Source organism: Bacillus sp. FSL K6-0268, assembly GCF_038005425.1.
Lineage (GTDB): Bacteria > Bacillota > Bacilli > Bacillales > Bacillaceae_G > Bacillus_A > Bacillus_A thuringiensis_S.
On the sequence record NZ_JBBOTF010000001.1, the window covers coordinates 363266 to 389431 of the forward strand.

Sequence of the window (26166 nt, forward strand, 5' to 3'; positions counted from 1 at the left end):
ACGGGTTCAGTTACGGGAGAGAAAATATAAAATAACAAACAAAAAAGGGATGTAAATCACATATGATTTAGCATCCCTTTTTATATTGTTATTAAAATGTTTAAGCACTTTTATGTACTCTTGCTATTTTATATACTAAAACCATTGCTAAATTGGTTGTCTAGAAAGACCTTTAATGATAGCTCGTGGAGATGGTAAAAGTTATATCCATTCTAATTTTAATCCAAAATACGCACAAATGGCTCTAACGATAATTCGAACCCATTATAACTTTTGTATACCATTTACCACAAACGAAGGGAAAAAGAAAACAGTAAAAACACCAGTATAACGATTGGGTATTACTGGAAAACAGTTTGATTTAAAAGATATAATTTAATTTAGATAGTTCACTCAAATAATGGTGGACTATATTTTTTAAAAGGTAAATGGAAAATTACGTTAAAATAATTATAGAGATTGTGAAAAAATGTTCTTAAACTAACGGTCAGGTTACTTTAAGCAGGATTTTTCAAAGGAAATGGTGAATATCATATTTTGAAGGTGTGATTGCAGTGAAGTAAGTGATTTTTTTATCTTGGTTAAATACTTTGAAGAAAGGGATTTATAATTATGAACACAAAACTAATAATAGTAGAAGGTTTACCTGGATTTGGAAAATCAACCACTGCAAAGCTAATAAATGAAATTCTAAGCCAAAATAAAATTGAAGTTGAACTATTTTTAGAGGGAAATTTGAACCATCCAGCCGACTATGATGGTGTATCTTGTTTTAATAAATTTGAATTTGATAGATTATTATCTAACAGTGGAGATTTTAAAGAAGTGCTTCTTAAAAGAGTTCTAAAAAAAGGAAGCAATTATTTATTACCATACAGAAAGATAAAAAATGAGTTTGGTGATCAGTTTTCGGACGAATTATTTAACGATATTTCAAAAAACGATATATATGAATTGCCATTCGATAAAAATGTTGAATTAATTGCTGACAAATGGAATGACTTTACTGAAAGTGCTCTAGAAGACAATAAGGTTTATATCTTTGAATGTTGTTTCATACAAAACTCATTAACTATTGGGATGATTAAATATGGTGAACAAAAAGAAAAAATAATAAATTATGTAATGAAAGTTGCAAAAATCATAGAGAATTTAAATCCAATGTTATTGTATGTAGAACAAGATAATCTTGAATTTTCATTTAGGAAGGCACTAAAAGAAAGAACTCCAGAATGGTCCACAGGAATCGTCGACTATTACACTAACCAAGGCTATGGGAAAGAACATAATCATTCAGGTGTAGAAGGAGCGATAAAAGTTCTTGAAGCTAGAAGGAATTTAGAATTAGAAATATTCGATATGTTAAAAATGAAAAAAGAAAAAATCAATAATACAAAATATGAAATTGACTCATATAGCTCAATGTTAAAAGATAAGTTAACAATACAAATGGTGAAATAGCTTTTTGCACTAACTGGTACTTTAGTTGAAGAAGGAAATGAAAACGCTCAGAATATTTTCTGAGCGTTTTAGTTTGCTATTTATAATGCGAAATACATACAAATTATTGTGTTATTTCTAATGGTTATTAGCATTTTTCTCTCCCTAAACTGAGCACATGAATGAAAAAATAGGAGTCTTTTGTTGTCTTATTTCTTTCTTTTCTTCAAATGTTTTTGATATGCATAAAGCTTATGAATCTCTTCCTTAAATTCATGCAGAAGTACAGTGTTTTCACCATTTGAATAACGCACCGTATTATAAGCATCTATAATAATATCACTTTGAATATTTACATCTTCTTCATCATGTATTCTTTCTAGCCAAGCCTCAACAGTTTCTCCCCGTTTTCTATTTAAAGGAGGGGTTAACTTACTCTCTAGCTTGAAAATTTCCTTCCGAATTTCGTTATGCGGCGGTTTATTTCGTTTAAAACGATTTTGGCTCATTCCTTCTTTATCAGTAATGATAGTAGATTCGAAGACGTGCATATTTGGTAAACTTAAATGTTTTCGTTTTTTTACTATTTTCCAAACGACGTAAATAGCGATAGCTGTACAGACTATTATTGTAGCGCTATTTATGAGTATTGGATCAAAATCAGGAATTTTTTTTCCGTCTTCAATTTTTGGTTTTAAGAGATGTCCTTTATTTGCCCAAACATCTTCAGTATCTTTTAATTCCGCTGCTTTAATTAATGGCATTAAAGCATAGCCGACGCCTAATGCGACTACTTCCGTTATAAAACCAAAAATAAGTCGAATGAAAGGAAATATTTGAACAATTAATATACTCATTAAGCCAATCGTAATGATAGAAGCAAAACGTAATAGTTGTTGTTTGCGATTTGCCCCGGTTAACCAAAATGTAATCATAAGATGCAAGGCTAACATTAATAGTTTCCACAACGGTGGAAAGGGTGCATAAAATATAACTGAAACGACAAACCATACAATACCACCTAAAGATTTTTGAACTGGATATCCAGGTCCGACCACATGTACGATAAAGAAAAATAGTGGTAATATGATTGTGCCAAAAAGAGAAAAAGGTAAAAATAAAGAGAAAAGAACGATTTGAAGAACTAAAAGTATTACAAATCCTGTTGTTTTTTTCTGCATAAATTTATGAATAAGAAATACTCCAATATAGCCTGTTGTTAAAAATATTGCAATACTAATTAGTTCATCTCTTTCTGTTAATAATGAAAGCAGGAGGAGCAGAATGAAATCATGAATGTGATATAGCCAAGTTTTCAACCGATTCCACCATCCCTTCACTAGTAATGAGAAACGTTGGCTGCGAGAGAAGAGGGAGTTCATTTCTTTGTAAACCAATGTATATCATTGTAGACGATCGTTCTCTCTTTCTCTTTACATAATGAAGGAATCCTTGTTTCGGAAGTAACGTACTATCATCTGAAATACGGGCTAATTCTTCTAAAGCTTTTGCATATTGTGTTTGTCCTTCATGTAACGGTACATGTAATGCACCGCCTTCTGCTAATACACTAATAAACAATTCAAACGGAATGTGGTGCTTCGTTGTGTACTGGAAAATGTATGTTGCATATGAAATAAGTTCTTCTACATTATCTTTCCAACCAAATCCACGATCGGCAGCTAAAGAAAGACAAATCGTCCAACTATAATTTTTTACAGGTTCATATTGCTTCGCTTGTAATTGTTGCATTTTAGCAGATGCCTTCCAATGAATAGAGCGGAAAGACTCACGCTCATATCGCTTTACACCGATAATAGATGTTTCATCATTGTAAAAAGAAAAATTCGTTCGATAAAATCCATTCAAAAGTTGCTGAAGTTCTTGCAAACCTGCTACTTCTTTAGGAGAAGGATACACAATAATTTCAGTCCTTAATTTATCAAAAACAGGTAAATGTACAGTTAATAGATGAAATGGATCTTTTAATACACATTCAAACTGTTCAATTTGAAACACACCACGCTTCGTTGCGGTTAATGTTAAACCCCATTTTTGTGCCGAATGTGCGGGTTGTGAAAATGGGAAAGAGAATAATGTTTTTGATATTTGTTCAATGCCTTGCTCTTTATGCGGTATAAGGGACGAATTTAAATGAAAGTAACAAACACCATTAACGAGCGGTATGCTGGCTCCATTTTTTAAATGAATAAAAAACTGTCCAGATTCCTCAGGAAAAAGCCGTGTAGTTTGTTTCTCATTTATGATTTGAAACTTCTTCTCTATGAAAGCGACATATTTATAAATAAAAATCGCAAATATATAATAGAAGAAAAAGAGAAACATAAGCATTCGTTGCGGGAAAAAGAATGTGAAAAGTAACGCGATTGGAACTGTTAGTTGAATAATATGAAGTTGAAAAAATAAAGGTACAGTTACAACGCGCTGTCCATTCATGCTTGCTCAATCTCCACAGGTACGTCAACTTCTTTTAAAATACTTTTCATAATATCATTTTTTGTCGTACGTAATGCACCTTCCATTGATAAGACGATACGGTGATTCCAAACAGAAGGAACTAACAATTGTATATCTTCTGGTGTGCAATATTCTCTCCCGCGTAAAAAGGCTAAAGCTTGAACAGCACGTACTAAAGCTAATGTGGCACGTGGGCTTACACCGTTAGCGATATAATCATGATTTCTTGTAGCATGAGCAAGTTTAATAATGTAATGTTCTAAAGGTTCCGAAACAAATATTTCTTTTACTCGTTTTTGAGATTCTAAAATATCTTCTAATGAGATGACAGATGTGACACTTTCTAATGGTAAATCGTTCCGAAAACGTCGCATCATTTGTAACTCATCTTTAGGAGTTGGATAACCAATTGAAATCGTCATTAAAAAGCGATCAAGCTGTGCATCTGGAAGAGGGAAAGTCCCTTGTGATTCGATTGGGTTTTGCGTCGCAATAACAAAGAACGGTTTCGGCAGAGGCGTAGATTTTTTTTCGAGCGTCACTTGTCGTTCTTCCATCGCTTCTAACAAACTCGACTGCGTTCTCGGCATTGCACGGTTAATTTCATCTGCTAGCAAAATGTTTGTCATAACCGGTCCAATTCTTAATTCGAATTCGCTTGTTTTTGGGTTGAAGTATTCAATACCTGTTACATCACTTGGAAGTACATCAGGGGTGAATTGAACGCGAGAAAAACTACCACCAATACTTTTGGAAATGGTTTTCGCCAGTAACGTTTTCCCAGTACCAGGCACGTCTTCGAGTAGTGCATGTCCATCAGCAAGAAGTGAAACGAGCAGTAGATCAATAACATTTTCTTTCCCAACAAACACAGATCCGATGTTTTCTTTCAATTTATGTATCATATGTACCATTCCTTTCATTATAAAAGAGCTAATATTTCTATATTTTAACAAATTATTCAGAAAATTTGTATGGTTTTTTAATTCAAAGAAATGGATATTTAATTATTAAATTACTCTTGCATATTTTGGAATATGATTATACAATATCGATATATGATGTATCGCAAGTCGATATATCATAAGGCGATGCATCGGAGGTAGTTATAATGAATGCGAAGGCGCAAAAATATATTCCGTTAACTGAGGCGACATATTACATACTGTTATCACTAGTGAAACCAATGCACGGATATGGAATTATGCAAATGGTAGAAGAGATGACAAATGGGGAAGTAAAGCTTGGTCCTGGTACTTTATACGGGAATACGACGAAGTTACTAAAAGAGAAGTTAATTGTTGAAGTTGCCTCTACAGATAGAAAGAAGTGCTATGAGTTAACGCCGTTTGGGAGAGAAGTGCTGGAACTGGAGTACAACAGATTACAGCGGTCTGTAAAGAATGGAAACAGTATATTAGGGGAGTGAATGGAAGATGGAGACAAAGAAGATATTCAAACCTTTCGCAGTATGGAGCTTAGAAAAAGAAGAAGCGTATTTACGTAAAATGCATCAACAAGGCTGGGCGTTACAAAAGTATAACGTAATGTATAGGTTTAAGAAAACTGAGCCGAAAGATGTAGTATATAAAGCAGACTTTAGATTAGAGTATAAAGATTCGACAGAAAAACAAAAAGAATATATCGAAATATATGAAATGTGTGGTTGGAAACATGTAACGAGTTTTGCGAAGTGGAATTACTTTTGTAAAGAAGTAGAAGAGGAAAATGAGTTACCTGATATTTATTCAGACAAAGAAACGAAGATACAAAAACTTGTTGAATTGATACAGTTCGTTGCAATTATGTTTGTAATGTTAATTCCAGTGCTTTACTTATGTTTTCTTGGAGTATCAGAATCAGGATTATATAAAGGTATGGTAGGGTTTTTAGTTTGTATATATTTATATGCGTTTATTAATTTATTTAGGAAGATTAAAAAGTTAAAAAAGGAAATATTTTAACAAAGAGTGATATTCTTAGAGAAGATATATATTGATGGGAATCAACTTCTCTAATTTCTATATATATTTTTTTTGTTCATTCTTTTTTATATAATAAAAGACCAACTTTTTAATTCATAGAACTAACAGTTACAAAGATAATATCAGTAACAACACCTAAAAAAATCATAAATGAAGAAGAAATAATCAACAATAACGAACTAGCAATTAATATTAATTTATTAGATTTTTGATTTTAAAAATGGTAGTAAAGTAAAAGACTACAAATAGTAGAAACAATCCATATTGTTAGATCGTAAGGAGTCGTTATTTTCTCCCAATCGAAGATCCAAAAGTAAAAGATGACTATATGACAAGTTAATAGTAGAAATATTGATGGAAGCGTTATCTTTTTATTGTTTGTTTTACCTCTCTTATGTAAACATTTCTAAAAGAGTGCGAAGTTTAACATATAATAAGGAAGAAACACATTTTTAATTAAGTTATTAAACGGAAAAATCCCTTATAGAAAAATCTATTTCTATAAGGGATAATAATGTTTTTATTAGAAAGACTGATTTTGAGCAGGTTTAATAAATTGTTCTGGGTTTTCAACAAGCCCACATACAGCGCATTGGACGCGATAAGTAGGTCCTTGATAGGCCATATGAAAAGCATTCATCGTGTCATTTGTATATTCTTCTTCTACTTGACCAGTTTGTGGATTTAATTTGACTGGTTTTACTTGTTGCTCAAGAATATTAAAGCGAGTACGGTTCGTTTTACAACTTGGACATAGCATTGGTTCCATATGTATACACCTCCATTTGTATCATTTCTTAAACTCTTTAATTTTATGCAAGCAAAAAACTTTCTCAATATAAATAGGTGTTTAATGTATTTAAAATTCAGAAAAAATAAAATATAATAAAAGTACGAACTGGTTATGTCCAAACCAAATCTCCTGTTTTATGCCAATAAGCTGGGGGGCCGAGAAATCGGCCTCATTTTTTTTGCTCATTACTACAAAGAACAAGGTTTTTATGAGACTTTTGTCGAAATTTTAGGGGTAGATATAAAGGGGGATGTAAAATGGATTTGAAAATGAAGTACATCATTTTATATGTAGAAAAGTTTGAGGAATGTTTAAAATTCTATAAAGATATTTTACAGTTACCTATAAAAGCAGAGCACGGTACATATATTGAATTTAATACTGGAACTACCATTTTAGCGATGAATACGCGGCAAGATGTGAAAGAATTAACAGGACTACCGCTTACAGAAGGTGAATTACAGTCTTCTCATTTCGAATTAGGATTCGTTGTTGAGAATGTACAAGAAACGATTGAGCAATTTAGAGAACAAGGTATTAAGATTTTAGTTGAACCTATTGTAAAACCGTGGGGACAAACAATTTCTTACATTGCTGATCCAGATGGAAATTATATTGAAATTTGTAGTTCATTAGAATAGAGGGAGAAAGAGAGATGGGATTTCCGAAACTAGAAACAGAACGTTTATTCTTAAGAGAACTTACACTATTAGATGCGGAAACGATGTTCCGTTATTTTTCGAAAGAATCTGTTATACGTTATTTCGGAATGGATTCTTTCCAAAATATTGAGCAAGCGAAAACAACGATTCAAACGTTTAAAAATCGTTATGAAGAAGGAAGTGTATTTCGCTGGGGAATCGAGAAAAAAGGGACGGGCCAATTAATTGGGACGTGTGGATTTCATTTAATTAACAATCATCATAGACGAGCTGAAATTGGTTATGAATTAGATGATACATATTGGGGACAAGGGTACGCAACGGAAGCGTTACAGGCGATTTTAGCTTACGGGTTTGAAACATTGCAACTTATAAGAATTGCTGCTGTTGTATATGTAGAAAATAAAGCTTCTCAAAAATTATTAAGTAAAGCAGGGTTTCAAGAAGAAGGATTACTTCGAAAACATATGATTCAAAATGGAGTTGCTCATGATACTATTTTATATTCTTTATTAAAAGAAGAGTGGAAGAAGTAATGAGCACAAACGAACTTATAAAGATTATGAAGAAGCATAGGGAAAATAGATTCATTTTAGGTATAGATGGTTTAAGTCGATCTGGAAAAACAACATTCGTAGCAAATTTAAAAGAAAATATGAAACAAGAAGGCATTCCGTTTCATATTTTTCATATTGATGATCACATAGTGGAGCGTAATAAACGCTATCATACAGGATATGAAGAATGGTATGAGTATTATTGTTTACAGTGGGATATTCCATACTTGAGGCAGAAGTTTTTTCAGAAGTTACAACATGAGACAAAACTGACTTTGCCTTTTTATCAAGAGGAAACAGACTCATGTGAAATGAAAAAAGTACAGATTCCTATTGTAGGCGTAATTGTTATTGAAGGAGTCTTTCTACAGCGAAAAGAATGGAGAGATTTCTTTCATTATATGGTCTATTTGGACTGTCCAAGAGAGACAAGGTTTCTACGTGAGAGTGAAAAAACGCAGAAAAACCTTTCAAAGTTTGAAAATAGGTATTGGAAAGCAGAGGATTATTACTTAGAAATGGAATTGCCGAAGGATAGGGCGGATTTAGTCATTGAATGATTTGAAAATAGAAGGTGAATAGAATGAATATTTTATGGGATTTTGATGGGACGTTATTTGATACGTATCCTGCATATACAATGATGCTTTCTGAAATATTAGGTGATTCAGTAGAAAAACAAGAAATATACAAAAACTTAAAAATATCATACTCTCATGCAATTCAATATTATAATATTTCATGCGAGCAGGAAGAAAAAATTAAAGTTTTGAAGGGGAAATTTACTCCAAAAGATATGGAACCTTTTGCGGGTGTCGAAGAGGTTTTGAAATTTGCAAATAAAAATGTGATTATGACCCATAAACATAGGAAAGGGGTTATGGCCATTTTAAAATATTACGGCTGGGAAAAATACTTCGTAGATATGGTTACAATTGACGATGGCTTTCCTCGAAAGCCGAACTCTTTGGCTTATAATCATCTGCATAAAAAATACAATATTGATTTAGCTATTGGAGATAGAGAATTAGATTTATTACCTGCAAAAGAATTAGGTATTTCAACATGTATGTTTCAAGGTAATTGTGATGTAGCGAATTATTCTTTATCACATTACTCGGAGTTTTTTAAGGTAGTGATAAATAGAGAGTTTTCTTTATAAAATAAGTTAGTATTTAAGACTGTATATTTCATTTTAAAGGTACAGTCTTTATTTTTTAGAACTATTTCATTTTATTTTCTGTATATAAAAATTGCTAGGAGTTAAAGAATGTCCGTCCATCTTTATTAAAGAAGTAGCCAGGTTAATTGTTAGATAGAAATAAACTGAAGGATAAAGTGATAGCGTCCACTTTATCTTTTTTATGTTTTAACCAAATTATGGTTATTCGTGTTAATATGAACTCATAGCTATATAGAAGGGGTGGGGTTAGTATGAAAACAGAAATAGTTCCTAAAAAGAAGTACAGTATAATAAGCTATATATCTTTACTCATCGGTATTTTGTGTTTTCTATTCGTGTTTATAACGCCAACAAGGATAGCGAATGCAGGTAATATAGTTGGAGATTATATTACAATTGCCCTGACAGGTGTAGGTATCATGCTTTCAATAATCACAATGACGAAAAGAACAGAGAAGAAGGGAATTGCTATTCTTTCATTAATACTGTCCTCATCATTTTTTATATTTTGGATCATAGCAATTATCCTATTGTTTACTGGTCAAATTAGTTTTGCGCCGTAATGTGTAATAAAAAGAGTCCTTCTCGTATGAAGGACTCTTTTTATTCGGTTTCTTCAGGTTGATATTCTAAAATATCACCCGGTTGGCATTCTAATGCTTTACATATTGCTTCTAAAGTTGAAAACCGAACTGCTTTTGCTTTTCCGTTTTTCAAAATAGAAAGGTTAGCCATTGTAATTCCAACCTTCTCCGAAAGCTCTGTTACACTCATTTTTCTTTTCGCTAACATTACATCAATATTAATGATAATTGCCATATTATTCACCTCAGACCGTTAAATCATTTTCTGATTTTATATCTATAGCATCTTTTAATAGTCTTTGGAGAACGGCAGCAAAGACCGCGATTACCATTGAAGCAAAAATCATAATCATTCCGATAATAATAATGCCAGGGGCGTCATCTCTCTCTGCCACAAGATAGAAAAGTGGCATACCTAATACATATAATACACTAATTGCCAATGCGCTGTACTTAATATTTTTTAAAGCTTTAACAGATAACTCTGAAAATGCGTTGTTTTTATCAATATAGTTTAAAAGCTTAAATGTTTGGTACAGTGCGAAGTAATAAGGTAGTGCTGTTGCGTATAAGTTGATAAATACAAGATATTTAATATATGCAATATCTGGATATAATTCTGCGGCGAAATTTCCTATTTTAGGGACTAAAAAAATGCACATAGCAAGAACAGGGATTCCGATCAGAATCACAACGGTCTTTAAAAAGAGTGTGGATCCTTGTTTCATAAAAAGCACCTCATTTATTTAATATCTTATTAATTTAACATGAAATTTATTGTTTAACAATAAATTTTTATTTCTTTTAATCGAGGATTTATTGTTAAACAAGTAATTAATGAAAAGAATGCTAAATCTTTTTTATAAGATAGATGAAACATACCGATATTTAATTAAAGAAAGAGAAGGTAACTATTGTTAGCTTTATGAGAATTGGGAACTAATAAAACATATGTAGGTTTTGGAATGGAAAAGGAAATAAGGTGTATTTAAATGAATGCAAAGTTTATGGAGGAACAATCATGTTGAATTATGGTGTGAAGATAAAAAAGTTGCTATTAGTGGCAGCTATAATAGTAAGCGTATTAAGTACGGAAAGTATGATGAATTATCATGCGGCCAAAGCTAAGGTGAAAAAAGTAGAACATCAGCCTAAAAATATAATTATGATGGTTATGGACGGGACTAGTTCAACGGCGACAACATTGGCTCGCTGGTATAAAGGGGCACCGCTTACGTTAGATCAAATTGTAACAGGAGGTGTTCGTACGTTTTCGGCGGAATCAGCTATTACAGACTCAGCGCCAGCAGCAACAGCATTAGCAACTGGAAATAAATCGAATTCAGGATATGTAGGTGTACTACCTTCTATTGTAAATTCACCTAGCTTAAAGCCAATAAAAGAAGAGGACAAGTTACGGCCGGTCGCAAACGTATTAGAAGGTGCAAAACGTACTGGTCGTGCAACGGGAATTGTTGCTACATCTGAAATTCAGCATGCTACTCCGGCGGGATTCTCAGCTCACCATGTCAATCGCAAGCAATTTAACGTAATCGCGAAGCAGCAAGTATATCAAAATATAGATGTCGTATTAGGCGGGGGAAAAGCGGCGCTTCTACCTATAAAAAGTAATGGAATCCGAAAAGATGGTGAAAATTTAGTAAAGGTGATTCAAGACAAAGGATACGATTTTGTTGAAACGAAAGATGCGTTATTGAACTCCAAATCTAATAAAATTTGGGGCTCTTTCTCACATCATGCTCTTGCGTTTGATATGGATCGTATAGCAACAAATCCAGAACAACCGACACTTTCTCAAATGACAGAAAAAGCAATTCAAACATTATCAAAAGATAAAGATGGCTTTTTTTTATTCGTAGAAGGTAGTAAGCCAGATTGGGCAGCTCATGCTAATGATCCGATTGGGATTATTAGCGATGTATTGGCATTTGATGAAGCGGTAGCAAAGGCGTTACAATTTGCGAAGAAAGATGGGGATACGATGCTTATCGCTTTAACTGATCATGGTAACAGCGGCATCTCTATAGGGAATAGGAATACGACAAAAGGATACAATACTACACCGGTTTCTGCATACATTGATCCATTGAAAAAGGCGAAAATGACACTTGAAGGAACTATAAATAAACTGAAATCTGATTTATCAAATGTAGAAGATGTAGCTAAACTATACGGTTTGGATAATCTAACTCATGATGAAAAAGAAAAATTAAAAGCGGAAAAAAAGAAAATGGATGTAGGACGAATCCTTACTACATTATTGGCTAATCGTGCAAATATCGGCTTTACGACAGGAGGACATACAGGTGAGGATGTATTCTTATATTCTTATGGACCTCAAAAACCAGAAGGCTTAATCCAGAATACAGACATTGCGAAGACGATGGCCAAAGCGATGGGCTTTAACTTAGAGGAAGTAACGAATAAAATATTTTTAGAGAGTGAGCAAGCCTTTAAGAAAATCGGTGCAACTGTAACAGCCGACAAAACCGAAGGAGTAAACCCGTTACTTGTGGTAAAACATAATAAAGTAGAAGCACAACTATTTGGTAACAAAAATATAATTCGTATCAATGGTAAAGGGTATGAATTAGGAAGTATTATTGTAGAGAGTAATGGAAAGTGCTATGTACCACAAGAAGCAATTCAACTATTTGTAAAGCATTCTCGTTAAAAAATTGCCAACCAGTTAAGCTAACTGGTGGCAATTTTTTGTGTTCATTCTAAATATAAGGGCTCGGATTGTTTTGTAAAGTTTTTCAGAGGAGACTTGTATAAATGTTAAAGGGGAATTATATTCTTTTCTTACATTAAAAAATTTCGTTTTGTAGAATAGAGAATTTATACATATAGTAAAGTCTAATGTATTATCAATTAATATTTACGAAAAATATATTAATACTTTAGAATTTCTTTAATTTTCATTATTTTTTATTTAAGGTTATCCGTTATATTTATAATGTGTTTATTTCAATTTATCGTATTGTAGCGCAGTTTCATATAATTAGAAAGCAATCCTCAAAATAAAATCTCCACTAGAGTAAATTTATTATTTTTTTGCGTTTTTTATTTACAAAAATTATTATGCCGCTAAGAAAACTGTAGTTTATTGAATTAGAGATATATTAGAATTTATTTGAAGAAAGAGAGAGGGAATAAAATGAATATAGTGCACTTACGTCCTAAACAGCGTTCTAAGTATCGAATTATGCTAGGGACGTGGTATTACTCTACAAAGAGGTATATTCAGTGGTTATCAGACGGAAAAACATATGCAAAAAGGTTCCAACAAGAAAAGCTACCTTGTACAGCAATTCAGCACCGAACGATATTACTCCGTAAGCTCAAAGATGTAGATATGTGGTATCAACAGAATAAGGTTGTTAATTTGAAAATTGCTGTTAAAAAACTAAATGGTATCGTCATTAGACCAGGAGAAACATTTTCTTACTGGCGTTTAATAGGTAAGCCTACGAGGAAAAAAGGGTATGTAGAAGGTATGGTATTACATTACGGATCTTTTCAAACAGGTATTGGAGGAGGTCTTTGTCAGCTTTCGAATTTAATATATTGGATGACTTTACAGGTTCTTTCCCGTATTAGTTGAACTCTCGTAATAGAATCTTTTTTCGCAAAATATCAAAATTATTCCTGCCATACATAATCCGTTTGATGAGCTTTGTTTTATTCACACTGCCTTCCGCTAAACCATTACTATAGGGATATTTACAAGCATGGAGTACAGACTCAAAATCTCGTTTTATTCCATGTAGGAAGGAGTCTACTTCTGGAATAGAAAGTTTTTCTGCTTTAAGTATCCATTCAGACAATTTTTCATACTGTTTTTCTGCCAGTATAGTTTGAAACTGGTATAGCAAAGTTAACAATTCCTGAACAGATGGATAAAGCTCAAAAATTTCTTCTATCTGTTGACTCTTCAATGCAGGATCCCCTGCTGGATTAAAGATCAATCTAATAATTTTTTGTCTAGGAATAGAATGAAAAAATGGTTTCTTGATGTTCTGTTGCTTCTTGAGCAATCGGATATGGTAACGAGTTGTAGAAACACTGCCTGTGTATCCTTGCAAAACTAAATGATCATGAATTTTCTTTGAGGAGTATCCTTTTTGCATATATGTAATCATGTGCTCCAAATAAGAATTGATTTTTGTAGTTCGACCAGAACGGGTTTGTACACTGATTGTTCGTAAATTTTCCTTTATATACCTTCGTACCGTTCGTCGATCTAAATGTACGTATACAGCAATTTTTCTGATACTCATTCCTTCGGAATGAAGTTTTTTCACCTGTTTGATTATCTGCTTTTTTCGTTGTATGTTTTCAAATCTTTCCCTTTCAAATTTAGTCATGAAAAGAGTAGACAATTGATGTTTAGGCAGATGAATATACTTTTGAAGCGTACGAATGTCCATTGCTAATTCTTTTGCAATCCTAGAAATAGGTATCTTTTTTTTCTGTAATTTTTGCGCGATCACAATTTTTTCTTTTCTGGTAAGCAAAGAGTAAGCTGGATTTATTTCGTCCACTAATGGGCTATTAATTTGTATAGAAGTAGGTAGTAATCGTTGAAAATATTTTTTTATATAATCCATTACGTTTTTTACTAAATGAAAGCGGTCATTAACTTGAATAGCTGTAGGGTGTGCCGCTGTAATTGCATTTCGAAAAGTGACAGAACCGTCTCTAGAAACGATTTCTAGATGGGGAAATGTTTTCAACCAGACAGTCACATCTTCTAAATCCCTAGAAGGGATTAAATCGACGATTTTATGCGTTTCAATATTTACCATAATCGTTCCATATCGATGCCCTTTTTTAATAGCGAAATCATCAATACAGACCTTGGTAATATTACTTTTATCGATTATGATTTCTTTTTTTTAATCCAACGGCAAATGGTGCTTTTACTAATTTTAATTTTCTGTTGATGGAGCCTTTTAGCAGAGTTAATCGAACTCATTTCTAAAGAAAGAGCCAAAATTTCCTTTTGTAAACGCTTTGTTTTGCGTGCCTTCGGCTCGATATAAGGAAGTGGCATGCTAAAAGTCGTATAAGAGCAGCTAGCGTTTATACAAAAAAATTTAGGCAGCTCTAGATGAATAAGGGTTTCAAAATTTGAAACAGGAAGATCTTGAAAAACTCGATAGTATTTTGAATGTACTTTGTCTGATTCCATCATACAATATGGGCATATAGCTTTTATATATTTTGTTTTAGCTTGAAAAACAATTTGATCGTCGATAAATTCATGTTTTACATATTGAATGTTAGAATCTAATACACTTAAAATATTTTCCATCGAATATCCCCCATACCTTTTCCCTATTTTATATGTCATTATATCAATTTCAACTAATACGGGAAAGAACCACTTTACATACACCACTGACAGTAACAGAACGATATCGTCATAGCTTTGATGTCTTTCCTGATTCTAGGCGAACTCAACCGTTTGGGAGTGGAGCAACTTGTTCCTATAACTATTTGGATTTACAAATTAAAAATGAAACGGACCAACCGTATCAACTTCATCTTTATATGACAGATGAATATTTAGTTGGTGAATGGAGAACAGTCTATCCGCAACTTTATCAATATGAAGTGTATGAGAAAGAACATTCAATTCAACCTGCATACTGGGGCGGTTATATACGACATAATGTGATTCAACGTAAAGTATATAATCAACAGAAACAGTTAATAGAAGATCAATATGTAACAGAGAATCACGCTATAATGATGTACGAACCACTATTAGCTTGTAATAATGAGAATAGTGAGTAATATGGTAATCCATAGATTAAATAGTATAGAAAATATTTAATTCTTATTTTTATTAAAAAAGTATGAATCCCAGATTTACTGGATTTTAATTGTAACTAAGAACATATAAAAGTTCACTGTTATTTATAGGAGAGTCTGTTTGTTTTTATATCTTATGTATTTCACCCTGCATAAAAAATATTTCTCAACATTTTATTTGTTGAAAAAGATTGAATATTCGTATTATAACGAATATTATGTTGTTATCGGCAAAAAACGATAATTTGCAGACACTGGGGAGGAAATACATTGAAAAAGAAAAAGAAATTAAAACCATTAGCGGTATTAACAACAGCAGCAGTACTAAGTAGTACGTTTGCTTTTGGAGGTCACGCAGCTTATGCTGAGACACCAACATCATCTCTACCAATAGATGAGCACTTAATACCGGAGGAGCGTTTGGCAGAAGCGCTAAAACAACGGGGGGTAATTGATCAATCTGCATCACAAGCTGAGACGTCAAAGGCTGTCGAAAAATATGTTGAGAAAAAGAAAGGGGAAAACCCTGGGAAAGAAATCTTAACAGGAGATAGTCTTACACAAGAAGCTTCTGATTTTATGAAAAAAGTAAAAGATACAAAAATGAAGGAAAATGAACAGGCACAGCAGCCTGAAGTAGGCCCAGTAGCTGGACAAGGTGCAGCATTGAATCCAGGGAAATTAAATGGAAAAGTACCTACTACATCAGCGAAGCAAGAAGAATACAATGGAGCTGTTCGAAAAGATAAAGTACTTGTTTTACTTGTAGAATTTAGCGATTTTAAGCATAACAATATTGATCAAGAGCCAGGATACATGTATTCTAAGGACTTTAATCGTGAACATTATCAAAAAATGTTATTTGGTGATGAACCATTCACTTTATTTGATGGATCGAAGATTAACACATTTAAGCAATATTATGAAGAACAATCTGGTGGTAGCTATACAGTTGATGGGACTGTAACAGAGTGGCTTACTGTTCCAGGAAAAGCATCAGATTATGGTGCTGATGCGGGTACTGGGCATGATAACAAGGGGCCTTTAGGACCAAAAGATTTTGTGAAAGAAGCATTAAAAGCAGCGGTAGCAAAAGGAATCAATTTAGCAGACTATGACCAATTTGATCAATACGATCAAGATGGTGATGGAAATAAAAATGAGCCAGATGGCATTATTGATCATTTAATGGTTGTACATGCTGGCGTTGGTCAAGAAGCTGGCGGCGGTAAATTGAAAGATGATGCGATTTGGTCACATCGTTCAAAACTAGGTTCAAAACCATATGCAATTGATGGCACGAAATCTTCTGTTTCGAACTGGGGCGGAAAGATGGCTGCATATGATTATACAATCGAGCCTGAAGACGGAGCAGTTGGTGTGTTTGCACATGAGTATGGCCATGATTTAGGCTTACCAGATGAATATGATACAAAGTACTCAGGACAAGGTGAACCTGTTGAGTCATGGTCTATTATGAGTGGTGGTAGCTGGGCTGGAAAAATTGCAGGAACAGAGCCAACGAGTTTCTCGCCACAAAATAAAGAGTTTTTCCAAAAGAATATGAAGGGGAACTGGGCGAATATTCTTGAAGTAGATTATGACAAACTTAGCAAAGGAATCGGTGTTGCAACATATGTAGATCAAAGTACTACAAAATCTAAACGACCTGGAATTGTTCGTGTTAACTTGCCGGACAAAGATATAAAAAATATCGAATCGGCGTTTGGTAAGAAGTTCTATTACAGTACAAAAGGAAATGACATTCATACAACACTTGAGACACCAGTATTTGACTTAACAAATGCAAAGGATGCTAAGTTCGATTATAAGGCATTTTACGAACTTGAAGCGAAGTATGATTTCCTTGACGTATATGCGATTGCAGAAGATGGAACGAAGACACGCATTGATAGAATGGGCGAAAAAGATGTAAAAGGCGGCGCGGATACAACTGATGGTAAATGGGTTGATAAATCATACGATTTAAGCCAATTCAAAGGGGAAAAAGTAAAACTGCAATTTGAGTACTTAACAGATATTGCAGTAGCTTATAAAGGATTTGCGTTAGATAATGCAGCCTTAACTGTAGATGGAAAAGTTGTTTTCTCTGATGATGCAGAAGGTCAGCCAGCAATGACGTTAAAAGGCTTTACTGTGTCTAACGGATTTGAACAGAAAAAACATAATTACTATGTAGAGTGGAGAAATTACGCTGGTTCTGACACTGCGTTACAACATGCACGTGGCCCAGTATTTAATACAGGAATGGTTGTATGGTATGCGGATCAAAGCTTTACAGATAACTGGGTAGGCGTTCATCCAGGTGAAGGGTTCTTAGGAGTAGTAGATTCTCATCCAGAGGCAATTGTAGGGACATTAAACGGACAACCTACTGTGAAGAGCAGTACGCGTTATCAAATTGCCGATGCGGCATTCTCATTTGATCAAACACCAACATGGAAAGTAAATTCACCAACACGCGGTATCTTTGATTATAAAGGATTACCAGGAGTGGCAAAATTTGATGATTCTAAGCAATACATCAACAGCGTTATTCCTGATGCAGGACGTAAGTTACCGAAGCTAGGACTGAAGTTTGAAGTAGTAGGCCAAGCTGAAGACAAGTCTGCAGGTGCAGTTTGGCTTCATCGATAAAATAAGGTAAAAAGAAGAGAAGCTGCGATAAGTCGGTGAAACTGACTGATTGCAGCTTTTTTCTTCTTGTGAAAAAACTCGCTGTTTTTTATGTACTTATTGGAAAAATATGAAGTTTTTTTGATACATAAAATGCTCCGTCTGTCCAATTATAGAAGCTATTTTGGACGTAAGAAATTTGTAAGTAATGAGTAAGAAAAAAGAGATTTTCATAGTATAAAATATTTATTATAGCTACTTTTAACACCTGATACTAATAGTGTGCTATAATATGAATTAGCAACAAAAAGGAAAGGAATTAGAACAATGACCTTAGAAAATACTAAAAATTTAAAAAAACAAGTTGCTCCTTTTGAAAAATCAACGATTAAAAAAAGTGTTTGGCAACTGATCAACACAATCGTGCCATTTATTATTTTATGGTACCTTGCTTATAAAAGTTTGTCAGTTTCTTATTGGTTAACATTAGTTCCAGCACTGTTAGCCGCTGGATTTATGACAAGGATTTTCATTATTTTTCATGATTGTACCCATTATTCATTCTTTAAAAGTCGACGTGCAAATAGAATAGTTGGAACGTGTATGGGTGTTTTAACATTATTCCCATTTGATCAGTGGGGGCATGAGCATTCTATTCACCACGCTACGAGTGGTAATTTGGATAAGAGGGGTACAGGGGATATTTGGACGCTTACAGTAGATGAATATGTAGCAGCACCATTTAGACTCCGTTTAGCATATCGTTTATATCGCAATCCATTCGTTATGTTTGGGTTAGGCCCAATTTATGTTTTCCTGCTTAAAAATAGATTTAACCGAAAAGGTGCTAGAAAAAAAGAACGTATGAACACTTATTTAACAAATATTTTAATCGTTGCTGTAGTAGCTATACTTTGCTGGGCGATTGGGTGGCAATCGTTTCTGTTAGTACATGGTACTATATTCTTAATAGCAGGTTCAGTAGGGATTTGGCTGTTTTACGTACAGCACACATTTGAGGATTCTTATTTTGAAGAGGATAAAGATTGGGAATATGTGAAAGCGGCAGTGGAAGGAAGTTCTTTTTATAAGCTTCCCAAAATTTTGCAATTTCTAACGGGTAATATTGGATTCCATCATGTTCACCATTTAAGCCCAAGAGTACCTAACTATAAACTAGAAGAGGCACACAATAATACGCTTCCTTTAAAAAATGTACCAACGATTACGCTTGCTACAAGCTTACAATCACTACGTTTCCGTCTTTGGGATGAGAAAAGTAACAATTTTGTTAGCTTTAAAGATGTCAAAAATATAATTAAAAATAATGTTTCTGTTCGGGTGAAATCTGAACTATAATTGCATCGCATATAAAACTCCCCTTAATCATTTTCGATTTAAGGGGAGTTTTTGTTATATATAACTGATATCGAGGACGTGGAATACTCATATGTAGGTATAAATTTAAGGATACGGTAATTATATTATGTAAATAAGATTAATCATCATAATTTTTTATTATTGTGAAGGATATCATACATATATAATGGAAAGCAGAAGGTAGATGATAGTAATTATAAGAACAGAAACAACGTAATATAATAATTCTTTCAAAAGGAAGGGGACATGAAAGATGTTGAAATTACAAGGAAAATACAATGAAGCGAAAGTATTTACGAATAACGTTGATGAGACTGCGACTGGGCAGATTATTGATCTTTGTAATCAAGAATTCGTAAAGGATAGTCAAATTCGTATTATGCCAGATACACATGCAGGAGCAGGTTGTACGATTGGAACAACAATGACAATACAAGATAAAATTGTTCCTAATCTTGTAGGGGTAGATATTGGGTGTGGAATGGAAGTTGTTGTAATTGATAAGAAAAAAGAAGAAATTAATTTCGATTGTTTAGACGAAATAATTCGTAAATTTGTTCCAAGTGGTTTTCGTATACGAGATAAAGAACATCGATTCTCAAAAATGATTGATTTTGATGGTGTGAGAGCTCCATTTACATTACAACGCGCTCAAAAAAGTATAGGTACTCTTGGGGGAGGAAATCATTTTGTCGAATTAAATGAAGATGAAAAAGGAAATGTATATATTGTCATTCATAGCGGTTCTCGTAATTTAGGTAAGCAAATTGCAGAGTATTACCAAAAATTTGCATATGAACAACTCACTGACGTTACATCAATGAAAGATGAGATTATTAAGAGATTAACTGAAGAGGGTAGAGCAAAAGAAATACAAGAAACTTTAAGAGGAATTCAGAAGCCTAAGATTCGTAAAGAACTAGCTTATTTAGAAGGGCAAGGATTCAAAGATTATATGAATGACATGAATATTGCTCAAAAGTACGCTACGTTAAATCGTAAAGCAATGATTGATGAAATTGTTATGAAAATGGACTGGAAAATAACGGATCAATTTACTACAATACATAACTATATTGACATGGAAAATATGATTCTACGAAAAGGTGCTATTTCAGCCCAGAAAGATGAACGAGTCATTATTCCAATTAACATGAGAGATGGTTCAATTATTGTATTTGGTAAAGGTAATCCAGACTGGAACTTTTCTGGTCCGCATGGGGCAGGACGTATCATGAGTCGTAAGAAGGCTAAAGAATTATTGAGTCTAGAGGACTTCCAAAATACGATGACAGAGGTGTGGACTACATCGGTAGTAGAGAGCACAATTGATGAGGCACCAATGGTATATAAGCCAATGGATGAAATTATCGAAAATACGAACGAAACAATAGATATAAAGCACATTATTAAGCCATTATATAATTTTAAAGCGAATTAGAAGGGTTAAATAAGCAGCTAGAAAAAACTATTTTTCGCATTTTATGTTCGCAAACAATCTAATCAAGGGAAGTAGTTTCATTTTATGGTGATGGGATACGAAAAAAAGTCGATTTCCTGTGGAGTTAAGAAATCGACTTTTTTATTTATTATGTGAAATGAAAACAATCATTAGCTTAATAGTAAATGATTATAACCGTCTATTTCTCCCAAAGTTCAATCAATCGACCTTCAGGATCCTTAATCCAAATAAACTTTCCAAATTCACTCATTTCTTCTTTCTTTTCAAGAGGTACACCAATATTCTCAAGATGCTTTATAGTCTTGTTTAGATTATATACTTGGAAATTTAACATTACTTGTTGTTCTGTTGGAAAATAATTGTCATTCTCAGTAAAGAAAGAAAAGATGGTCTCATTTCCTAACTGGGGTTTAATCACAGTCCCATTCCAATCTTCTATATCAAGTTTCAACACTTCACTGTACCATTTTTTTATAACATCAAGATTCTTAGTTCTCCAAAATATTCCTCCGAAACCTTTTATCATCGTATCTAACTCCTGTCTGTCTTTAAATATATATTAAATATATCAAAACAAAACAGTAATAGTAAGCTGAATCATCAACTTATGAACAGTAAAAATCATAATTGCTAGTATTGTAGCATTTACTACATTAACACTTTCAACATCATCATTGGCAAAACTTGAAATCTGGGGGGAAGGTATTGAAATGCTCACTTTTCAACCCATAGTTCATCTGAGAAATTCAGAACTTAAAGTGTTATAAATAATCCTTTCAATAGTAGGGAGAAATGAAAGAAGGAACGATAAAAGACCATACATGAAGTGAAGCGCCACGTGTGGTCTTTTATGTATCGTCAAATATTACATAGTCTCGCTAATTTTACTTTCACTATGAGTGTTAGTAGATATTCTTTTCTTAACTTTAAAGTGATAGTAGGTATAGCAAAAGATGATAAATGGTACAGTGCAATAGATTCCAAGTCGTTGTTCTGGGATAAAAATAAGACTGATTAATATAATGCCATACAATCCAAAACCAAGAATTGGTACGAGTGGATAAAGTGGTGTTTTAAATTTTAAGTCTTCTAATTTTCCACCGTCTGCTAAATAATGTTTGCGGAAAAAGAATTGAGAAACACAAATTGACATCCAAACAATAATGGTAATGACTCCGGAAATTGAAATGAGCCATAAGTAAACCGTTTCAGCAGCTACTACGCTTGTCAAAAGAGAAAAAGCAGAAATAGCTATCGTCATGATTAAAGCGTTGAGAGGAATTCCACGTGATGATAATTTCTTTAAAAAGGTTGGAGCCATTTCGTTTTTTGATAAAGACCAAAGCATTCGAGTAGCAGCGTATAGTCCTGAGTTTGCAACAGAAAGAACAGCAGTAAGAATAACAAAGTTCATAATATCAGCTGCATATGGAATACCGATATTATCAAAAACAGCAACGAATGGGCTCTTTGTTAATCCAGCTTCTTCCCAAGGAATTAAAGCAACAAGAACAAAGATTGCTAAGACGAAGAAAAACATCGTGCGCCATATAATATTTCTAATAGAACGAGGTAAAGTTTTTGCTGGATCTTCACTTTCACCTGCTGCGATTCCAACAAGTTCTGTACCTTGGAAGGAATAGTTGACTGTAACCATTGTTAAAAGAATAGCGGCAAGTCCATTTGGGAATAAACCACCATGATTTACGAAATTTGATAATAGCGGAGCGGGTTCGTCGCCTTTTAAATCAATAAAACCGAACATAGCGGCGCCGCCAAGAATAATGAAAGCGATAATGGCAGATACTTTTATACTTGAAAACCAAAATTCTGTTTCTGCATAACTACGAGCAGATAATGCGTTAATAGTGAAGATTGTAACGCCAAATATTAAACACCAAACCCAAACAGGAATATCAGGAAACCAGCGCTGCATTGTAATGCCGGCAGTTGTAAATTCAAGACCGGTCGTATTCGCCCAGCTTAACCAATACAACCATCCGATTGTAAAGCCAGTTGCAGGATTGATGAACTTAGTGGCATATTCCTGGAAAGAACCTGAGACAGGCATGGCTACAGCGAGTTCACCAAGACATAGCATAACGAAATACATTAATAATCCACCGGCCATAAAGGCAAGTACGGATCCACCAGGTCCAGCTTGACTTATTATAAAGCCAGATCCGTTAAATAACCCCGTTCCAATCACACCACCGAGTGCAATCATGAATAAGTGTCTACTTTTCATCGTTCGTTTTAATTCATTGTTTGTATTACTTACTTGGGCCATTGTTTTCCTCACTTTCGTAGTTGATAGAATAAAGTTTGATGTTTTTCCGTATTATGGAATGTATTCCGTGATGTGAAATCTTGTTATAATTTTCAGATAATTAAAAAGAAAAGTCAATATTTTTTTGTTTGCGTTTTCAATTCTTTGTTAGTGATATGTTTTTATTGTTAGAAAATTAAATAAATAAATTGATTTCATTTCGAATGTTTGCTAAATTGATAGTTAATTAAGCATACTAACATATTACGAGTAAAGTTGAGGCGAGTTATGGTACAGTCCATTGATCGAGCGATAAGTATTATTAAATTATTGAATTCTACAAATGAAAAAGAGTATTGGGCTATTTCTGATATAGCAGATGGAACACATCTCCCAGTTAGTACAGTACATAGATTACTTAACTCTCTAATGGAGCATGGGTTAGTTACACAAATACCAGAGACAAAACAGTACAAAATTGGACCAATGTGGATGGAAATAGGGTTACGTCAATTGGAGAAGGTAGACTACAGATCAGTTGCAAGAGAAGTGATGAAGCGGTTGGCCTTTGAAGTCGAAGAAAGTGTCTATTTAAATATTCCAAACGGAACACATTCTATTATCATTGAAAGAATGGATAGTCCTTTAAAAATTCGAGTTATCGATAATCTAGGGGAACAAATTCCACTTTCAATTGGTGCCGCAAATAAAACGATGCTTGCTAATATGAAAACGAATGAAATGGAACATATTGTAGAACATTTACTTTCTTCATTACCAGAACAAAAGCAAATTCTTCTTAATCAAATAAAGCAAATAAAAAATGAAGGATATGCTGTCAGTTATGGTGAAAAAACAGAAGGGACAGCTTCAGTAGCTGCACCTATTATCGGATTTAATCATAAAGTAGTAGGAGCATTAAGTGTTGGGTTAATTAGTCATCGTATTAATGATGATCGACTATCTTTTCTTATTAGCAAGGTAAAACAAGCAGCTCATGAAATATCAATAAAAATCGGCAGTACATCAGAACTATAATTTTGATAGCTGTCGTCATTTTTTTATTCATATACTGGAATTCGTTTTCATAATGCGGAAAAATAGGGGGATTTATATGTCAAAGTGGCAATCAAAAGAACAATTGATTCAATTATTAAGCAGTCTTGTTGAAATTCCTAGTATTACCGGTTCAGAAGCTGAAGTAATATTGCCAGACTTTGTTGTGGAACAATTATCTGAATTACAGTATTTCAAAGAAAACCCGCATCATTTACAAAAAAATCCGACAGGGGACGGACGATATTTTGTTACAGCACTAGTAAAGAAAAAAGATAGTACAAAAAATACTGTAATTCTAGTAAGTCACTTTGATGTTGTAGATGTACAAGATTACGGAGTGTGGAAAGAAGATGCATTTAATCCTAAAAAGTTAACATCTATGTTTTATTCTCATAAAGATGAACTTCCAGAGCATGTGCGTGAAGATATAGAACATGGGGAATGGCTGTTTGGTAGAGGAACAATGGATATGAAATGCGGTCTAGCATTACAAATGGCAATGATTGAACAAGCATGTGAAGGAAGATTCGATGGGAATGTTCTTTTATTGGCTGTACCAGATGAAGAAGTGAATTCTGTAGGGATGAGGGCCGCTGTTCCGGGACTGTTAGATTTAGCTAGAGAGCATAACTTAGATTATAAAACGGTCTTAAACTCAGAGCCTATGTTTTCAAGACATCCTGGTGACCAAAATAAGTATATTTACACTGGCTCTATTGGTAAAGTGTTACCTGGTTTTCTTTGCTATGGAAAAGAGACACATGTAGGTGAACCTTTTGCAGGCTTAAATGGGAGTTATATGGCTTCATTAATAACAGCAGAATTAGAGTTAAACACAGACCTTTGTGATATTGTAGAAGGGGAAGCGAGTCCTCCGCCAACTAACTTACTTCAAAGGGACTTAAAGGAGGATTATTCTGTACAAATTCCGCATCGTGCAGTTACATTATTTAATTTGTTTTTATTAGAAAAATCAATGACAGATGTAGTTTCATTGTTACGTCAAAAAGTAACGAAAGTAGCAGAGAAAATAGAAGAGTCGTATGAAAAACATGCATATCGTTTTTCTAAATATAATCCATTTATACCACCTAATCTCAAAGTAAATGTATTAACGTATGAAGAGCTTATCACATATGCAATTGAGCAACATGGACAAGAAAAAATAAATCATATTCAATCTAATATTATAAAAAATAGAGAAGATAAAGATGATCGTGCGGTAACGATTGATTTAGTAGATAAATTAGCGATTTTATGTAAAGAAAAGGCACCGATGATTGTACTTTTCTTCGCTCCGCCGTACTATCCAGCTGTGAGTTCACGCAACAATCCTTTAATAAAAGAGGTGGTTGTAGAAATGGAAAAGTATGCACACTACAATCATAAGATTACATTTGAAAACCAAAATTATTTTGGGGGGATTTCAGATTTAAGCTATGTAGGCTTGCAGTATCCACTGGATTCAATGAGTTCGCTTGTAGACAATATGCCATTATGGGATAAAGGTTATTCAATTCCGCTTCAGGAATTAGAAGAGTTTGATGTTCCAGTATTAAATATGGGGCCGGTAGGAAAAGATGCACATCAATGGACAGAACGTCTAGATGTAAACTACGCATTTGAAACACTATTAGATATGTTACCGAAATGCATTGAAAAATTATTAGTTTCTAATAAAATTACACAATCATAGTAGGGAATAGGTAAGGGATAAAACAGAACCTTTAAAGAAAATTCAAATGAAATTATTTTAATATAATTAAAAACGGAACGGCCAAGCTCAATTTTATATGAGTTTGGCCGTTTATCATGTAGTGAATTTTTAATTAA

24 protein-coding genes and 4 pseudogenes are annotated in these 26166 nt (G+C 33.5%); 17 read left to right on the top strand and 11 right to left on the bottom strand.

Going from position 1 to position 26166, the window contains the following annotated elements:
• Positions 1-151 precede the first annotated feature (151 nt).
• Together MHI28_RS36105 and MHI28_RS01810 are read left to right on the top strand one after the other, a co-directional pair.
• A pseudogene (locus tag MHI28_RS36105) lies at positions 152-331 on the top strand (hypothetical protein); the annotation flags it as partial.
• A 281-nt stretch (positions 332-612) separates the two neighbouring features.
• Positions 613-1461, top strand: a complete 849-nt coding sequence (locus tag MHI28_RS01810; RefSeq protein WP_001093192.1) for a hypothetical protein — start codon at positions 613-615, stop codon at positions 1459-1461.
• Positions 1462-1649: 188 nt separating this feature from the next.
• Here MHI28_RS01810 and MHI28_RS01815 read toward each other — a convergent pair whose 3' ends face one another.
• The 3 genes from MHI28_RS01815 to MHI28_RS01825 are packed head-to-tail and all read right to left on the bottom strand — an operon-like array spanning position 1650 to position 4823.
• The gene (locus tag MHI28_RS01815; RefSeq protein ID WP_000860492.1) at positions 1650-2759 is read right to left on the bottom strand and encodes a DUF4018 domain-containing protein; all 1110 of its coding nucleotides are present in this window, start codon (positions 2757-2759) and stop codon (positions 1650-1652) included.
• Entirely contained in the window at positions 2731-3897 is a 1167-nt protein-coding gene (locus MHI28_RS01820; protein WP_001014388.1) for a DUF58 domain-containing protein, read from the bottom strand. The genes MHI28_RS01815 and MHI28_RS01820 overlap by 29 nt, the downstream gene beginning before the upstream one ends.
• A complete protein-coding gene (locus MHI28_RS01825; RefSeq protein ID WP_000581418.1) occupies positions 3894-4823 on the bottom strand; it encodes an AAA family ATPase in 930 nt (309 codons plus the stop codon). The genes MHI28_RS01820 and MHI28_RS01825 overlap by 4 nt, the downstream gene beginning before the upstream one ends.
• 206 nt (positions 4824-5029) lie before the next feature.
• Here MHI28_RS01825 and MHI28_RS01830 point away from each other — a divergent pair, with 206 nt between their 5' ends.
• Positions 5030-5347 (top strand): PadR family transcriptional regulator, encoded by a 318-nt coding sequence (locus MHI28_RS01830; RefSeq protein WP_000991890.1) that lies wholly within the window; start codon positions 5030-5032, stop codon positions 5345-5347.
• 7 nt (positions 5348-5354) lie between these two features.
• Positions 5355-5882 carry a DUF2812 domain-containing protein gene (locus MHI28_RS01835; RefSeq protein ID WP_000448309.1) on the top strand — a complete coding sequence of 176 codons (528 nt, stop codon included), beginning with the start codon at positions 5355-5357 and terminating at the stop codon, positions 5880-5882.
• 109 nt (positions 5883-5991) lie between these two features.
• On the opposite strand, the pseudogene MHI28_RS01840 reads toward MHI28_RS01835, so the two are convergent.
• Positions 5992-6270, bottom strand: a pseudogene (locus MHI28_RS01840) (hypothetical protein).
• A 156-nt stretch (positions 6271-6426) separates the two neighbouring features.
• On the bottom strand, positions 6427-6672 hold the full coding sequence (locus MHI28_RS01845; protein WP_000433605.1) for a hypothetical protein: 246 nt from the start codon (positions 6670-6672) through the stop codon (positions 6427-6429).
• Positions 6673-6953: 281 nt separating this feature from the next.
• Between MHI28_RS01845 and MHI28_RS01850 the strand changes: the two genes are divergently transcribed.
• The 5 genes from MHI28_RS01850 to MHI28_RS01870 all read left to right on the top strand — a co-directional run bounded on the left by MHI28_RS01850 (position 6954) and on the right by MHI28_RS01870 (position 9661).
• Entirely contained in the window at positions 6954-7337 is a 384-nt protein-coding gene (locus MHI28_RS01850) for a VOC family protein (protein WP_000364500.1), read from the top strand.
• 14 nt (positions 7338-7351) lie between these two features.
• Positions 7352-7894, top strand: a complete 543-nt coding sequence (locus tag MHI28_RS01855) for a GNAT family N-acetyltransferase (RefSeq protein ID WP_000506642.1) — start codon at positions 7352-7354, stop codon at positions 7892-7894.
• Positions 7894-8475 (top strand): kinase, encoded by a 582-nt coding sequence (locus MHI28_RS01860; RefSeq protein ID WP_000106089.1) that lies wholly within the window; start codon positions 7894-7896, stop codon positions 8473-8475. Before MHI28_RS01855 ends, MHI28_RS01860 begins: the two co-directional genes overlap by 1 nt.
• Before the next feature lie 23 nt (positions 8476-8498).
• On the top strand, positions 8499-9077 hold the full coding sequence (locus MHI28_RS01865; protein WP_001024239.1) for an HAD-IA family hydrolase: 579 nt from the start codon (positions 8499-8501) through the stop codon (positions 9075-9077).
• A 272-nt stretch (positions 9078-9349) separates the two neighbouring features.
• Positions 9350-9661, top strand: a complete 312-nt coding sequence (locus tag MHI28_RS01870; RefSeq protein ID WP_000845550.1) for a hypothetical protein — start codon at positions 9350-9352, stop codon at positions 9659-9661.
• Positions 9662-9701: 40 nt separating this feature from the next.
• On the opposite strand, the gene MHI28_RS01875 is transcribed toward MHI28_RS01870, so the two are convergent.
• Both MHI28_RS01875 and MHI28_RS01880 read right to left on the bottom strand, forming a co-directional pair.
• The gene (locus MHI28_RS01875; RefSeq protein ID WP_000974622.1) at positions 9702-9917 is read right to left on the bottom strand and encodes a helix-turn-helix domain-containing protein; all 216 of its coding nucleotides are present in this window, start codon (positions 9915-9917) and stop codon (positions 9702-9704) included.
• Between the two features lie 10 nt (positions 9918-9927).
• A complete protein-coding gene (locus MHI28_RS01880; protein WP_000809121.1) occupies positions 9928-10410 on the bottom strand; it encodes a DUF2975 domain-containing protein in 483 nt (160 codons plus the stop codon).
• Positions 10411-10703: 293 nt separating this feature from the next.
• Here MHI28_RS01880 and MHI28_RS01885 point away from each other — a divergent pair, with 293 nt between their 5' ends.
• Positions 10704-12377 carry an alkaline phosphatase gene (locus MHI28_RS01885; RefSeq protein WP_000935910.1) on the top strand — a complete coding sequence of 558 codons (1674 nt, stop codon included), beginning with the start codon at positions 10704-10706 and terminating at the stop codon, positions 12375-12377.
• A gap of 486 nt (positions 12378-12863) precedes the next feature.
• Positions 12864-13286 (top strand): annotated as a pseudogene (locus MHI28_RS01890) (VanW family protein); the annotation flags it as partial.
• 16 nt (positions 13287-13302) lie between these two features.
• On the opposite strand, the gene MHI28_RS01895 reads toward MHI28_RS01890, so the two are convergent.
• Both MHI28_RS01895 and MHI28_RS01900 read right to left on the bottom strand, forming a co-directional pair.
• Positions 13303-14595, bottom strand: coding sequence for an ISL3 family transposase (locus MHI28_RS01895; protein WP_157812401.1), 1293 nt, complete (start codon positions 14593-14595; stop codon positions 13303-13305).
• Positions 14589-15023 (bottom strand): transposase family protein, encoded by a 435-nt coding sequence (locus MHI28_RS01900; protein WP_075717486.1) that lies wholly within the window; start codon positions 15021-15023, stop codon positions 14589-14591. The genes MHI28_RS01895 and MHI28_RS01900 overlap by 7 nt, the downstream gene beginning before the upstream one ends.
• Before the next feature lie 71 nt (positions 15024-15094).
• Here MHI28_RS01900 and MHI28_RS01905 point away from each other — a divergent pair.
• The 4 genes and pseudogenes from MHI28_RS01905 to MHI28_RS01920 all read left to right on the top strand — a co-directional run.
• Positions 15095-15508: pseudogene (locus MHI28_RS01905) on the top strand (VanW family protein); the annotation flags it as partial.
• A 288-nt stretch (positions 15509-15796) separates the two neighbouring features.
• On the top strand, positions 15797-18184 hold the full coding sequence (locus MHI28_RS01910; RefSeq protein WP_000727452.1) for an immune inhibitor A domain-containing protein: 2388 nt from the start codon (positions 15797-15799) through the stop codon (positions 18182-18184).
• 306 nt (positions 18185-18490) lie between these two features.
• Positions 18491-19522 carry a fatty acid desaturase gene (locus tag MHI28_RS01915; RefSeq protein ID WP_000171500.1) on the top strand — a complete coding sequence of 344 codons (1032 nt, stop codon included), beginning with the start codon at positions 18491-18493 and terminating at the stop codon, positions 19520-19522.
• A 274-nt stretch (positions 19523-19796) separates the two neighbouring features.
• On the top strand, positions 19797-20984 hold the full coding sequence (locus tag MHI28_RS01920; RefSeq protein ID WP_000916217.1) for an RtcB family protein: 1188 nt from the start codon (positions 19797-19799) through the stop codon (positions 20982-20984).
• Between the two features lie 199 nt (positions 20985-21183).
• Here the strand turns inward: MHI28_RS01920 and MHI28_RS01925 are convergent, their stop codons facing one another.
• Together MHI28_RS01925 and MHI28_RS01930 are read right to left on the bottom strand one after the other, a co-directional pair.
• Complete coding sequence (locus MHI28_RS01925; protein ID WP_000589588.1) at positions 21184-21531, bottom strand: VOC family protein; 348 nt, start codon at positions 21529-21531, stop codon at positions 21184-21186.
• A 339-nt stretch (positions 21532-21870) separates the two neighbouring features.
• The gene (locus MHI28_RS01930; RefSeq protein WP_000079997.1) at positions 21871-23295 is read right to left on the bottom strand and encodes an amino acid permease; all 1425 of its coding nucleotides are present in this window, start codon (positions 23293-23295) and stop codon (positions 21871-21873) included.
• Between the two features lie 267 nt (positions 23296-23562).
• Between MHI28_RS01930 and MHI28_RS01935 the strand changes: the two genes are divergently transcribed.
• Together MHI28_RS01935 and MHI28_RS01940 are read left to right on the top strand one after the other, a co-directional pair.
• The gene (locus MHI28_RS01935; protein ID WP_000250748.1) at positions 23563-24312 is read left to right on the top strand and encodes an IclR family transcriptional regulator; all 750 of its coding nucleotides are present in this window, start codon (positions 23563-23565) and stop codon (positions 24310-24312) included.
• Positions 24313-24364: 52 nt separating this feature from the next.
• Positions 24365-26029, top strand: coding sequence for a M20/M25/M40 family metallo-hydrolase (locus tag MHI28_RS01940; protein WP_003309623.1), 1665 nt, complete (start codon positions 24365-24367; stop codon positions 26027-26029).
• The last annotated feature ends 137 nt before the right edge of the window (positions 26030-26166 follow it).